The sequence below is a fragment of the Flavobacterium sp. genome, assembly GCF_031381455.1.
Taxonomy (GTDB): Bacteria; Bacteroidota; Bacteroidia; order Flavobacteriales; family Flavobacteriaceae; genus Flavobacterium.
This window is the reverse complement of record NZ_JANMXZ010000014.1, coordinates 39,709-53,441: the sequence shown is the minus strand read 5'-3', so window position 1 is coordinate 53,441 and position 13,733 is coordinate 39,709. Positions and strand designations below refer to the sequence as shown.

General features: G+C 33.3%; 14 protein-coding genes and 1 pseudogene. 7 read left to right on the top strand and 8 right to left on the bottom strand.

What is annotated here, in order from left to right; genetic code table 11:
• The 7 genes and pseudogenes from RMN97_RS04680 to RMN97_RS04645 all read right to left on the bottom strand — a co-directional run bounded on the left by RMN97_RS04680 (position 1) and on the right by RMN97_RS04645 (position 6,462).
• Positions 1-897, bottom strand: coding sequence for an ATP-binding cassette domain-containing protein (locus RMN97_RS04680; protein WP_309613368.1), 897 nt, complete (start codon positions 895-897; stop codon positions 1-3).
• A gap of 48 nt (positions 898-945) precedes the next feature.
• Positions 946-1,209 (bottom strand): hypothetical protein, encoded by a 264-nt coding sequence (locus RMN97_RS04675; protein WP_309613367.1) that lies wholly within the window; start codon positions 1,207-1,209, stop codon positions 946-948.
• Positions 1,210-1,333: 124 nt separating this feature from the next.
• A complete protein-coding gene (locus RMN97_RS04670) occupies positions 1,334-3,016 on the bottom strand; it encodes a hypothetical protein (protein ID WP_309613366.1) in 1,683 nt (560 codons plus the stop codon).
• A 331-nt stretch (positions 3,017-3,347) separates the two neighbouring features.
• Positions 3,348-4,406: a nucleoid-associated protein gene (locus RMN97_RS04665; RefSeq protein WP_309613365.1), complete on the bottom strand. Its 1,059-nt coding sequence runs from the start codon at positions 4,404-4,406 to the stop codon at positions 3,348-3,350.
• A 41-nt stretch (positions 4,407-4,447) separates the two neighbouring features.
• Positions 4,448-4,798, bottom strand: a pseudogene (locus RMN97_RS04660) (four helix bundle protein).
• A gap of 83 nt (positions 4,799-4,881) precedes the next feature.
• Positions 4,882-5,418, bottom strand: coding sequence for an IS1096 element passenger TnpR family protein (locus RMN97_RS04650; protein ID WP_309613363.1), 537 nt, complete (start codon positions 5,416-5,418; stop codon positions 4,882-4,884).
• A gap of 81 nt (positions 5,419-5,499) precedes the next feature.
• On the bottom strand, positions 5,500-6,462 hold the full coding sequence (locus RMN97_RS04645) for a lipid A deacylase LpxR family protein (RefSeq protein ID WP_409024875.1): 963 nt from the start codon (positions 6,460-6,462) through the stop codon (positions 5,500-5,502).
• Positions 6,463-6,869: 407 nt separating this feature from the next.
• On the opposite strand from RMN97_RS04645, the gene RMN97_RS04640 reads away from it, so the two are divergent.
• The 7 genes from RMN97_RS04640 to RMN97_RS04610 all read left to right on the top strand — a co-directional run bounded on the left by RMN97_RS04640 (position 6,870) and on the right by RMN97_RS04610 (position 13,036).
• Positions 6,870-9,011: a TonB-dependent receptor gene (locus RMN97_RS04640; protein ID WP_309613361.1), complete on the top strand. Its 2,142-nt coding sequence runs from the start codon at positions 6,870-6,872 to the stop codon at positions 9,009-9,011.
• Between the two features lie 281 nt (positions 9,012-9,292).
• Entirely contained in the window at positions 9,293-9,913 is a 621-nt protein-coding gene (locus tag RMN97_RS04635; RefSeq protein WP_309613360.1) for a hypothetical protein, read from the top strand.
• Between the two features lie 71 nt (positions 9,914-9,984).
• On the top strand, positions 9,985-10,155 hold the full coding sequence (locus tag RMN97_RS04630) for a hypothetical protein (RefSeq protein WP_309613359.1): 171 nt from the start codon (positions 9,985-9,987) through the stop codon (positions 10,153-10,155).
• A 10-nt stretch (positions 10,156-10,165) separates the two neighbouring features.
• A complete protein-coding gene (locus tag RMN97_RS04625; RefSeq protein WP_309613358.1) occupies positions 10,166-11,497 on the top strand; it encodes a 2TM domain-containing protein in 1,332 nt (443 codons plus the stop codon).
• A gap of 98 nt (positions 11,498-11,595) precedes the next feature.
• Positions 11,596-11,895 (top strand): 2TM domain-containing protein, encoded by a 300-nt coding sequence (locus RMN97_RS04620; protein WP_309613357.1) that lies wholly within the window; start codon positions 11,596-11,598, stop codon positions 11,893-11,895.
• Positions 11,870-12,199: a 2TM domain-containing protein gene (locus RMN97_RS04615; protein WP_309613356.1), complete on the top strand. Its 330-nt coding sequence runs from the start codon at positions 11,870-11,872 to the stop codon at positions 12,197-12,199. Before RMN97_RS04620 ends, RMN97_RS04615 begins: the two co-directional genes overlap by 26 nt.
• 81 nt (positions 12,200-12,280) lie before the next feature.
• Positions 12,281-13,036: a LytTR family DNA-binding domain-containing protein gene (locus RMN97_RS04610; protein ID WP_309613355.1), complete on the top strand. Its 756-nt coding sequence runs from the start codon at positions 12,281-12,283 to the stop codon at positions 13,034-13,036.
• 16 nt (positions 13,037-13,052) lie between these two features.
• On the opposite strand, the gene RMN97_RS04605 is transcribed toward RMN97_RS04610, so the two are convergent.
• Positions 13,053-13,640 carry a hypothetical protein gene (locus tag RMN97_RS04605; protein WP_309613354.1) on the bottom strand — a complete coding sequence of 196 codons (588 nt, stop codon included), beginning with the start codon at positions 13,638-13,640 and terminating at the stop codon, positions 13,053-13,055.
• Positions 13,641-13,733 lie beyond the last annotated feature (93 nt).

The following is a 13,733-nucleotide window of genomic DNA, read 5'->3' as shown; positions in this document are numbered from 1 at the left end:
TTAGTTTTTTGTTAATTCAAGAAATTGTTCTTCTAAGCTCATTTTTTTAAACACCAAATGGTTGAGGTAAATTCCTTTTTCTGCCAAATAGCGATTCAAAAGGGAAGCATCAAATTGCGTTTTAAAATGAACAATTACTTTTCCTTCTGCTTCCGAAATTTTTTCAACTTCGGGATGATTTTTTAGTGTTTCTATAAGTTTAGAATTACTATCTGCTTGCAATTCAAAAAAACCACCTTGATTACTCATACCATCAACGGTTCCGCTATAAAGGATTTTACCAAATCGCAAAACCAAAACATGACTGCACACTTTTTCGACTTCATCTAATAAATGCGACGCCAATAAAATAGTTGTTCCTTGTGAAGCAATCAAACGAATAATATCGCGAATTTGATGAATTCCTTGTGGGTCTAAACCATTAGTTGGTTCATCGAGAATTAAAATTTCGGGGTCATTTAAAAGGGCAGAAGCAATGGCTAATCGTTGTTTCATACCCAAAGAAAAGGTTTTGAATTTGCTATCTTTTCTATCTGTCAGCCCGACAATTTCTAGCTTTTCATTTACTTTAGAATAATCAATGTTTTTTATTTTACAAACCAATTCCAAATTTTCTTGGGCTGTCATGTATGGATAAAAATTCGGACGTTCAATAATGGCTCCCACTTTTTTCAGCGCTTCATGTGTTTGCATTTTTCCGTCAAACCAACTGTAATCGCCAGAAGTTTTGTTGACAACATTTAAAACAATTCCCAATGTTGTAGATTTTCCCGAACCATTGGGTCCAAGAATTCCATAGACATTGCCTTTATGTATTTCGAGAGAAACGTTATTTACGGCGTGAATTTTACCGTAACGTTTGTGAAGATTTTTGATAGAAAGTATGGTAGATTCCAACGACTATTTTTTTAAAGTTTTGAATAGGACGATAAAAACCTTATTTTGTTACGAGTCTTTACGAAAGTAGAATTTGGAAAGAAATTGTTTCTTTAAATTCAGATAAAAAAGCGTTTCATTGATGTCTTTAAGTTTTGATGTCAATGTAATTTTTTGACCTCTCATGTCGTTTGTTACCTGCATTTTACAAGTTTTACACTCAAACTCACTAAAATGGTTGTTTACTTTTTTGGTCTCTACAAAGCGATGTCCAAGTAGGGAACAGCGATAATTTTTTTTCACCATTCCATCAGTTATGTAATTTGTTTCCATGAAGTTAAGGTATTGGTTTGGTGAAATAAACATAACAATTTACTGATGAAATGCCAAAATTAATCGATGAATTACACTATTTTCATAGTTTGTAATTAATATACTTACAATTTATAAACCTAAATTAATTATAAGGAACAATCATTGGCTCACCAATTTGGAAATCAGGCAAGGATAAATCATCGTTTTTAAAAGTATTAGTTTTAAAAACATTGGTTCCCTGAAAAGGAATTGAAGGGTAGAAAGAGAATGAAATCTGGAAACTATTAAATACTAAATAGTCGTTATTTATCAAAACGCCCAAACTAAAAATGGAATACAATTTATCATTAAGAATTTTATTGGTTTCATCACCAAGCATTCCTAAAGTCATATTGAAGAATGGACTAAAATGGAATCCATGCCAATTTCCTGGGACATACGTTTGCGTTTGAAAAGTTGTGAAAAGTTTTTTCGTTCCATTAATCAAAGGGTTATTAAAGCCGGAAATCCCATTTTGTTCAGAAATAGTGACTCTGTCTGCTATAATTGGAACTCTGTGATTTCCCATTACAAATGTGGGTTTAATAAATTGCCTTACTCTCCAACTGCCAATAGAAAGCAAATTGGTAAAATAATTAGCCTCAATTCGTAAAGTCGTTTCTTGTGAATTGCCACCATTGAAAAAACTTCCTAATTCGACATTAATTCCAGCATAACCAACGGGGAAATAAGTACCATACGCAAATCGTCCACCAAAATAAGTCCTTCTCCTATTATTCTTGTCTTGAAAACCACCTGTTATCGCATAAACTTGGCCATAGGGTACATCTTCAATGATGCCAAAATTGAATAAATATTTGTCTTCAGAAAATTTTTGGGTATTGACACCAATGGTAGCTAAATATAATTTTTCGGAAGCAAAAAACTGTGATGAATCATACTGTAATGCAGGTTTATTGAAATAAGCTACGTTTTTAAACCCTAAAGTGGTAACAAGATTTGTAGTTCTGAAATCTTCACTTTTTCCGCCAAATATTTTAAAAGAATGACCAGCCCAATATTGTTGTGTTTGTAATTTGAAAATTTGATTTGCAAAAACACCGGTTGCATCCGGAAGTGAATCTACATAAAATCTATTTTCAAAATAGGCACCACCAGCCAGCCTTGTTAATGGAGAGAAAAATTGTCTTTCAATTCGAGCGCTTCGGGTTATATTATCATTCAAATCATTCTCATAAGCAAAGGTCGTTTTTATAAAAGTATTTTTGATGTTATTTATCGTATAGCGAACATCGTAAGCTTTTTTTCCGTCATCAAATCTTTTTGTAAAATTATTTTCAATTTCATGACCCAAGCCAAAAAAATTTCTTTCGGTTAAATCAAAATTCCCTCTTGAACCGGAAATCGAACCACTTGGAATCAAGCTCCACGAATCTAAAACACGAACAGAAATATCTACAGAATCTTTGCTATTTGGAATTTCGACAGGTTTAATAATAACGCTTCTAACATAGCGTTGCTTTCTGATTAAACGCTCCGATTCTTTGGCAATAAGAGAATCTAAAGGTTCATTTTTTTTGAAAAGTAATAAATTTCGAATCGTCCAATTTTTGGTTTTTAAATGCAAACCATTTCCAAATTTTTCAAATCCTTTTTCGGGTTGATCTTTATAATTATCAACAGCATATCCAAAAGGATCTAAAGTTTCGATTATAATTTCCCGAATGATTTTGCCTTCGTTTCTGTCAAATGTTTTTTTTATCAAAAACCGCTTTCGGGCACCTTTTTGAGATTTAGTTTCGCTTCTTTTGGATTTGAAAAGCATGCGATAAACTAACTTATTGAACTTATTTTTCTTGGAATAATTTTCTATGTTTTTATAAACTTTAACCGAATCGTTACCGCTGTTTTTTTCCTTTACCTGCGCATGAAGGCAAGCAGATATGAAAAATAAAATGAAAAATAGGTATTTGTATTTCATAGCAAATTCGAATCAAGCAAATATAATAGCTTTTGACAATCTGATAATTATATAATTCTTAGTTTTATTTATGTTTTACAATTATAAAAAAACCCCGATAGTTTATCTATTGAGGATTTTGTAATATAAAAGAGCACTGTTCACTGCTACTGAAAACCTGCCTACCGGCTCAACACTAACTTTTCTGTTCTTTATTGAAATATACTAAGTAGTAATACATTTGTTTTTCTTCATCCCAACCTTTTTCTACATATTTTTCGGCACTTTCAGGATTTATAAAATCGAGTTTGATTTGGATATTGGTGTCCAAATTAATTACATTTTTTATCGATTTTCGAGCATCAGAAACAGCACTATTTGCAATGGGGAAAGTGGTAACATCTTCAATACTGTATTTTTCGCCTTTATCAACTTTGTAGTTTTTGAATTCCGGAATTAAGTCTGGATTATCCAAAACTTCATTTAGGAAATTACTTTCTTCAAACTGATCGTTTTTGGCAAAATAATTTACCGAACGATTCATAAACATTACTTCTTCTTTCTTGTCTTCGGCTGGAAAAACAACATCTTTGGCAAATCCCTGACAGAATTTTAAATACTTCTTTGTAATGAAATTTTCATCCTGAAAGGCATCAACCGAAAGGAAATGTTCCAACCAATAACGCGTATCATAACGATTGCTGTCGATGCTTAAAATTTTATAGCCTTCTTCTTTTTTGTAGTTAAAAATTAAACAACCTTTATCCAATTTATTAAGATTAATTCCTTGTTGCAGAATCATTTCAAGTGATTTTCCTTTTTCTTCAAACTGCATAAAGTCAGACATGATTTCACTTTTGAAAACACCAATAGCATCAACAACATTGTTATCGATGTTTAAGTTGGTCAAATACGCCACATAAACTTCGCCGTTCTTAATGTGTGGATGATTGGATTGCTCAAAAAGATGGTTTGTAATCTTCTTTGAAACTTCGTGAACATCACTTGGATTCGTGAAAATTTCAGTTGCAAAATTGAACATGTCGTTATATTCTAAATCAACTTCGTGGGCAAACTGGAAATAGTTCTCCTCTTTTTCGCGAAACGATTTGAAGAAATATTCCTTAAGCAAAGGAACAATTTCGTCGTTTAAATTATAAGGCTGTACCGAGAGAAATAGGGATTCATTTCTGTTTTTGTTTCCAACTCGGTGTATTGATAAACTCTCAATATGAGTGTTAAATAGGTTGATCATAGTTTTAGTTGCTGAGTAACTGAGTGTCTGAGTTGCTTAGTTTATTTCAATTTTTTTGAAAAGGAAACAATCATGGCTTCTAGCTCTCTAGTTTCTTCATATAAATTTTTAAATTCGTTTTCGTTTAAGTAATTAATATTTTTTGCAATCTCGATTTGTGTTTGAAATTCAAATAAAGAGCTGATGGCAATATTTATAAATCTGAAAAATTCTTTATTACTATCTCTCCCAAAACCTTCTGCAATATTACTTGGGAGTGATATTGCGCTTCTTCTAATTTGAGATGTTAAACCAAATAATTATTCCTTTGGAAATTTTTGTGTTATTTGATAAGTGTTTGTTACTAAAGCCATTGCTTTTTGCCAAATAAATAAGTCTCTGAATGTTTTCATGGTGTACATTTTTAGTTTGTACAAACATAAGAAAAAACCTAAAAACTCAGTTACTTAGTCACTCAGCAACTCAGCAACTTAGTTTAATTCCAATTCTCTTCAAATCCGAAATCTTCAAAACTATCATCACCACCAAAAGCATCCAAATCATCTTCATCTAAATCGTCTTCAAATTCAGAATAGAAATCTTCTCCTTCAGCCTCGAATTCTTTTTCAGGCGCGATAGCAGGTAATTCACCATGAGTAAACAACAAACTTGGATATGTTAATCCAACTTCAGCTTCTTCAACTGCTGCAAGTTCAACAAGGAATGTCCACATATTGATAAAATCATATACATAAATAATCTTAGTTTGATCTTCGCCAAGCAATTGATTTAAGGTATAATCGCTCATTGTTTTTTGCTCGCCGGGAATATCGCCGGTATCAAACATCGGAATTTCCTCTTCTTGATTCCAGGTGTCATCACAAGTATAAAACGAAGCAACTTCTAATCCGTCAAAACCAAAAGCATTAACGATAGCGTTGTGTAAATCTTCTAAAGTGTCTTCTTCCTGAATAGCAATATCTCTGAAAATATCATCTTCGGCATCAAGAATTGCTCTGAATTTATAAATCATAATCGTAATTTTAATAAGCGAGCAAAGGTAAAATTTAATTTATGATATATGAATTGCGAAATGCTAATTGTTGAAAAGATTTTAAAGTTTAAACCCAATCCGAATTCCGCCCCATTTAAATTGACTTCCATAACTGAATTCTCGTGTAAGAAGTGTTCGGGAATATTCCAAATAAAGCCAACGGTATTGAAGCACAATTCCATAATTATTTTGAAACGTAAATCGTTCTATGTCACTTTCTTTAATAGTGTAGACACTTTTGTGATTAAACAATCCGCCCTGAAGTGTGGCGTCATAACCAATCAAATTTACAAGTGGTTGTGTATACAAATACAATTGGAATTTACTTTTGTTTTTTAAAGTAGTGAAAGGCGAATTGATAATCCCCAAAGTAGCATTCAATCCAACTGAAGCATTCGTAAACAAAGTTCCTATTCGCAAAGTAGTATTATATTGAACAGTAAAAAAATCATTAAATCGGAGCAGTTGTTTTTCATAGCTAATTTCATAATTCACTATAGCATCATTTTTAATTTGATTGTACCAGCCCAAGGGCATTGTATTTCCAGTTGCTTCATGAATTGCCGTTTGCATATCACCACCAAAAGCCCCCGGACCAATAATTCCAAGATTTAAAGAAGATATAATTCGAGATTTGTTGATGGTATCGGTGGCAATTAAAAAACTTTTCAGCATAATTGCAGCCGCAAAAGGACGATCATAAAACTGAATTTGGTTACTTGCGATATTATTAGCAGTAAAACCGATGTGTTCCAATGAAAGGCCGTATTTGAATTCGCTGTTTTTTGGAGTGATAAAAAGATGGTTAACTGGATTTTTGGCTAATCTTGGAGAAACCAATTCAAAATTATAGCCTTGTGTATACTCTTTATCTGTCGATGTGAAGTAATCATTATCGTAATGAAACCTGAAATAATTGGTGCTTTTCATATCTCGGAATGACGCCATATTATCAATCTTTTGTGCCATAAAAATATTTGGCATTGTAAGGAAAAGAAGCAACAAGAGTTTTACTGTTTTCATTTCATCATCTACGAAATTTTATGTTGTTAAGTTTAGAAGTATTATAGGTTGTCTTTTCAGATAAGCAAATTTCTACTGATAAAAAAAACATCGACGAAAGGTATCAAATTTTAATTTTTTGTATGTCTATCGAGTTTTGCGGTAGTTTACCGATTAAGTTAGATTTAGAAATGGCGAACAACTAATTTAGCTTCAGTTAATTAGATATAAACAAGAAACAACTACCAAGTAGATTTCTTTTAAAGATAAATATCCTGTCAGATAATTAATAATTCAAACGAAAAAAACCTGTTCATGAGCGAACAGGTTTTTTTTTGCAGTTCATCCCCAAAAAATAACAATTCGGTAAACTTAAATTGTATAGTTTTAATGCGAGATACACCTTTGCTGCATCAAAACTTAAACACATGAAATCTCTTTACACTTTAACATTTCTACTAATTGCTTTCATCAGTAATGCACAACAAACCATTTCAGGAACTGTAGTCGATGAAAAAAACAAGCCAATTGTAGGCGCCAATGTTTTTATTGATGGTACTTACGACGGCGCTTCGACAGATGAAAAAGGAAATTTTAATTTTAAAACCACAGCAACCGGAAATCAACTTTTGGTGATTAGTTTTTTGTCTTTTGAAACGATTAAAGTTGCAATAGAAGTTGAAAAATTTCAGAATCAAACCGTTAAGCTTAAAGAAAGTGTTAATACACTTGATGCCGTTGTGATAACAGCCGGAACGTTTAGCGCCGGAGAAAAAAGCAGGGTTTCGGTATTGAAACCTTTGGATATTGTAACAACAGCCGGTTCAGCCGGAAATATTATTGCAGCTTTACAAACATTGCCCGGAACACAAAACGTAGGTGAAGATGGTCGATTGTTTGTGCGTGGAGGCGAAGCTGATGAAACGCAAACTTTTGTAGATGGAATTCGGGTAGCACAACCTTATGGTGCAACAACTAATAATTTACCAACCCGTGGGCGATTTTCTCCGTTTTTGTTTAGCGGAATTTCATTTTCTACTGGTGGTTATTCGGCTGAATATGGAGAAGCTTTGTCGAGTGTTTTATTATTGAACACACTAGATGAACCCGACCAAAATAAAACAGACATTTCGTTTATGACTGTTGGTTTAGGATTTAGTAATACGCAAAAATGGAAAAAAAGCTCGTTGAGTGTCAATACAGCTTATATAGATTTAGCGCCATATCAAGTGGCAATTCCACAGGATGTTGATTGGAATAAACCTTTTCAATCGCTGTCAGGTGAAACGGTGTACCGCTATAATTTTGCCAATGGAATTTTCAAAGCGTATGCTGCTTTTGATGCTTCTCGTTTCGATTTGAACCAAGAAGATATTAATCAGCCGAAGAAAGTGAGAGTAAATTTGAGAAACAATAATTTTTATTTGAACAGTTCGTATAAAGGGAATTTTGGTGGCAACTGGCAAGTTTTTATCGGTTTGAGTTATGGTTATGGTCAGAATAAAATTGGCATTGATGCCAATGATGTAAACAATGCAGAACACGCTTCACACCTGAAATTAAAATTCACCAAAAAACTTTCAGATAGAGTGAAATTGAATTTTGGAACCGATTATTTTATCACCAAATTTGATGAAGATTACAATACGACTTTCAAAAGTGGCTATGATTCTAATATAGCGGCTGTTTATACCGAAGCGGATATTTTTTTCTCTAAAAAGTTTGCCGCTAAAGTTGGAGTTAGAGCTTCAACGAATGATTATATAGATGAAAACAGTATTTCACCAAGAGCTTCTTTGGCGTATAAGATTTCAAAAAACAGTCAGTTTGCTTTTGCCTACGGAAACTTTGAGCAAACACCAAGACAAGAATACCTGAAATATTCAAGTGATTTTAAAACCGAAAAAGCGGCGCATTATATTTTGAATTATCAATATGCAAAAGGCAACAGAACGCTTCGCACTGAAGTTTATTTCAAACAATACAACGATTTGGTGAAATATGATACCGATAACGTGCAATTCGATTCGCAATTTTCAAATGATGGAGAAGGTTATGCCAAAGGATTGGATGTTTTTTGGAGAGATGGCAATAGCATTAAATATTTAGAGTACTGGATTTCCTATTCGTATATCGATACCAAAAGAGATTATAAAAATTACACAGCCGAAGTAACGCCAAGTTTTGTGTCAACGCACAGTTTGTCATTGGTAACAAAATATTGGATATCGGATTGGAAATCACAAGTTGGTTTTACGCAACAATTCAGTTCAGGACGACCTTATAATAATCCGAATGAAACGGCTTTTATGAACGGCAAAACAAAATCGTATAGTAGTTTGAGTTTCAATTGGGCTTATTTATTATCACAACAAAAGATATTGTATTTCTCTGTTTCCAATATTTTAGGAACACAAAATATCTTTGGTTACAATTATGCTGACACTGTAAACGGAAGCGGAATTTATGACAGAAAAGCAGTTACGCCAACAGCCGATCGTTTTTTCTTCGTAGGCTTCTTTTGGACGATTAGCGACAACAAGAAAGATAATCAGTTGAAGAATCTTTAAAGTAGTTGAGTAACTGAGTGGCTGAGTAACTAAGTAAAAAGCTCAGCGACTCAGCCACTCAGTTACTCACAAACTTAAATAAAACAATTCATCCATCAAAAACAACAGTTCAGTAATTATAAATTTTATAAGAGTTACAACCACAATACTTTTACATCAGAATTAATAAAGCAGCTGAGTTGCTAAGTAACTTAGTTCCTGAGTTAAAGAAAAAACTCAGTTACTCAGCCACTCAGTTACTCAGAAACTTAAAAGAAATATCTAACTAAAACAATTTAAACATGAAAACAATTATCACATCAATCGCACTTTTTATCTGTTCGCTGTTATCAGCACAATCTCAGTATGAGCAAGGAATGGGAAAAGCCATGCAGCTTTGGGGCGCAGGAAATGACACAGAAGCAGTTGCCACTTTCGAACGAATCGCATCTGTAGAAAAAACAAATTGGTTGCCAAATTATTACATCGCTTTCATCAACACTATTGATGTTTTTGGAGCCAATGACAAAACTAAAATTCCTGCAATGTTAACCAAAGCTCAAGATGCTATTGACAACGCAACAGTTATTAGTCCAAACAATCCAGAAATCATGGTAGTTCAAGCAATGCTTTACACAGCGATACTGGTTCAGGATCCAATGACAAACGGGCAGAAATACGGAGCATTGGCAATGGAGCAATACAACAAAGCATTAATTATAAATCCAAAAAACCCAAGAGTTTTGTTCTCAAAAGCAGAGTTTGAAATTGGTGGCGCCAAATACTGGGGAACCGATACCAAACCAATGTGTCAAGCAATCGCTAAATCAATTGAACTTTTTGCTAACTTTAAACCTGAAACTCCCTTTCATCCAAGTTGGGGATTGGACAGAGCTCAACAAGCATTAATTAGTTGTAAATAATAAAAAGTAACTAAGTGCCTGATTTTCTTAGTAGCTAAGTCTCTCAGTAACTCAGAAACTTAAAAAAAATCATGGAAAATCAACAAAAAGACACTAACAAAATCGCAGGAACCATCTTCTTAGGATGCATGTTTCTCGTAATTGCAGGAGGAATGCTAATGGACAAAACAGGCGTTGGAACTCTAATCGGATTAGGCGTTGGATTTTTAGCTTCTGCGATGTATAAGCCAGAAAAGAATTAATAACACGAATATGAAATTCACCATAAGAGAACTATTAAGATCATTAGGAATAGGAGTAATTATTTTTCTGATAGTTATTTTGATAAACTTCATTTATGGTGCCAAAATAGCATTCAACAATGAACTTGGCATATTGTTTTTATATACGATGTTGTACTCTGTTACCTTAGGATATGCCAATCAAATGGTGTTTGTTTATTTAGATAGAAAATTTGCAGCCGAGAGATTTTCATTGAAAAGAATGGTAGTTGGATTTGTATCATCCTTTGTGGTTACGCTTTTTATTATTTTTTTATTAAGGATTTTTACAGATGTAATTATTGAAGGCGGAACTTTTGAAAAGTATTGGGCAAACGAAAGACTAGCCAATTATGTTTTTGCCGTTGTAATGACTTTTATTGTACTGTTGTGCTTTTACACTTTTTACATTTATAAAGCCTATAGCGATAGCAAAGTAAAAGAACAAAAGATTATTGCGGGAACTGCTTCGGCACAATTTGAAAGTCTTAAAAACCAAATCGATCCGCATTTCTTATTCAATAGTTTGAATGTGTTGAGTTCATTGATTGAAGAAAATCCAGATAATGCACAAAAGTTTACCACTTCCTTATCTAAAATATACCGTTATGTTTTAGAACAGAAAGACAAAGAATTGGTTTCGGTTGCTGAGGAATTGGCTTTCGCCAAAACCTATATGAACCTTTTGAAAATGCGTTTTGAAAACAGCATCACTTATGAAATCCCAGCTAATTTCGATAATCTCGATGCCAAAGTCGTTCCGCTTTCGTTGCAGCTTTTATTAGAAAACACGATAAAGCATAATGTAGTAAGTGAACAAAAACCGCTACATATCAAGATTTATATCGAGAACAATTATCTTATTGTAGAGAATAATCTACAAAAGAAAGAAGTGCTAGGAGATAGAAAAGGTGTTGGTTTGCAAAATATTGTCAACCGTTATGGCCTGATTTCGGGACGCAAAATGCTGATTGAAGAAAGTCCAACATTCTTCAAAGTAAAAATTCCAATATTGACTAAACAAATTGCTTTTATGGAAACACAAAATATATACAACGAAAACATGGCTTTTATGCGAGCCAAAGATCGCGTAGAAAAACTCAAAGGATTTTATGGCAATTTGATATCTTATTGCTGTGTGATTCCGGTGTTGGTATTTATTAACCTAAAAACTGGCGGATTTCAATGGTTTTGGTTCCCAATGTTTGGTTGGGGAATGGGAGTAACGTTCCATGCTTTCGAAACTTTTGGATATGGGAAATCTTGGGAGGAAAAGAAAATTCAGGAGATTTTAAATAAAGACAAACAGACTAAATGGAACTAACAAAGTAACTAAGTGCATAAGTTTCTGAGTAACTAAGTTTCTGAGTAACTAAGTTTCTCAGGCACTAAGTCACTCAGCGACTCAGCAACTCAAAAAATATGGAACAATTTAATCAAGAATTCGAAAAATACCAACGCGCCCAAAAGCAGGTTGAAGAAATCAAAGGTTTTTACGGACATTTGCTTTCTTATATACTTGTGATGCTCTTTTTTCTATTCATCAACTTAAGATATTCGCCGCAATATTTGTGGTTCTTTTGGCCAATGTTAGGTTGGGGAATAGGATTGTTATTTCACGGACTAAAAGCGTTTAAGTATACGCCATTTCTAGGAAAAGATTGGGAGCAAAGAAAAATAAAAGAATTTATGGATCATGAAAAACAAAATAAATATGAATAATACGCTAACTCCGGACGAAATTAAATACCAGCAGGCATTAAAACGTGTCAAAAGAATCAAGGGATTTTATACGCACTTGATGGTCTATATCGTAATCAATATTGGTCTTCTGATTGTAAATAACAATAACTCTACTGAAAACTTTTGGAGATGGCAAAATTTCAGTACGGTTTTGTTTTGGGGAATCGGATTACTCGCACACGGAATGTCAGTCTTCATGCCAGCTTTGCTAATGGGTAAAGACTGGGAAGAAAGAAAAATTAAGGAACTGATGGAAAAGGAAAAACAAAATAAATGGGAGTAATTTAGTATTCAGTTGGCAGTAGCAGTCTGCAGTTTTGACTCAGCCACTCAGCTCCTTAGTAACTCAGCAACTCAAAAAAAAATGAACATAATAATCATCGAAGACGAAAAACCGGCAGCACGATTACTCCAGCGCAAAGTAGAGAAATTGGGGTTGCAGGTTAATCAAATGTTGCATTCTGTAGAAGAATCTATTCATTGGTTTAATGCCAATCCGCATCCCGATTTGATTTTTCTCGATATACAATTATCCGATGGTTTGTCGTTTGAAATCTTTGAAACCATTACTATCAAAAGTCCGGTGATTTTCACAACAGCTTATGACGAATATGCGTTGCGTGCCTTCAAATTAAACAGCATTGATTATTTACTAAAACCTATAGACGAAGACGATTTAGCAATTGCAATATCAAAATTCAAAAATCAATTTCAAAAAAGTATAATTTCAAATTTAGATTTTGATGTCATTAAAAGGATGTTGGTGAACCCAATGGATAGAAACTACAAAAAACGTTTCACTATCAAAATGGGGCAACAGCTCAAGATGATAAACATTGAAGAAGTAGAATGTTTTTACAGCGAAAACAAAGGAACGTATCTGCACACTTTTGACAACCGCGATTATCTTTTAGACAACACATTGGAACAACTCGAAACCGAACTCGACCCAAAGGATTTTTACCGTGTTTCTCGCAAATTCATCATCCCGATGAAAGGAATAAAAGAAATCCAGATGTACAGCAACTCCAGATTAAAAGTCATGCTTCCAACGTATAAAGACGATGAGGTTATTGTTGCCCGCGAACGTGTGAATGATTTTAAAGAGTGGTTGGGGTAGGGGTTTAAGCACTGAATTAATATTTTGGAGTTCTACTTTGAATTTTATTAATCAAGCTATCTTCACTTTTTATCTTATTTTCAAATTCTTTTTTGGCGGGTAAATTCTCATTTTGATATTTAACCATTATTGGCATTGTCAAAACTATTTTTAAAACCGTATGACAATCTTCAATAGATTTTTGTTTATCATTTATTGTTTTAAAAAGACCGGTTATTTCCTCATTCTTTTCAAAATATTGGTTGTTGCTTTTCTCAATAAAAGCAAGAATTTTTTTTCTGGTTATACTGTCTTTGATATCTTTTGCTTGATATTTAGCTGAAGAATAATAATTTTCAGATTTGCTATTGTAATTATAGAATTTCTTTTGGACTTCGTCAGTTTTAAAATTATCAATTTCAGTTTCTAATTTTTGTAATTCAGGTGATTTTGAAACTAAATCTTGATATAATTCTTCAACCAGATTTCCTCTAGAGCTTCCTCTCGAAAATGATTTGTCTTCTAATGCTTCTGGAATCTCTTTTTTACTTTCAGGTTTTACAGTTTCCTTTTTGCAAGAAAATAATGTGATAATGATAATTGACAAAAGTATTTTTTTTCTCATTGTATTTATGTTTAGACTCAAAGTCGTGAAGTATTACCTATAACGTGCCGCCGCTTGGTGCAGTGGCGACTGCGTGACTTATTTGTTTCTGCT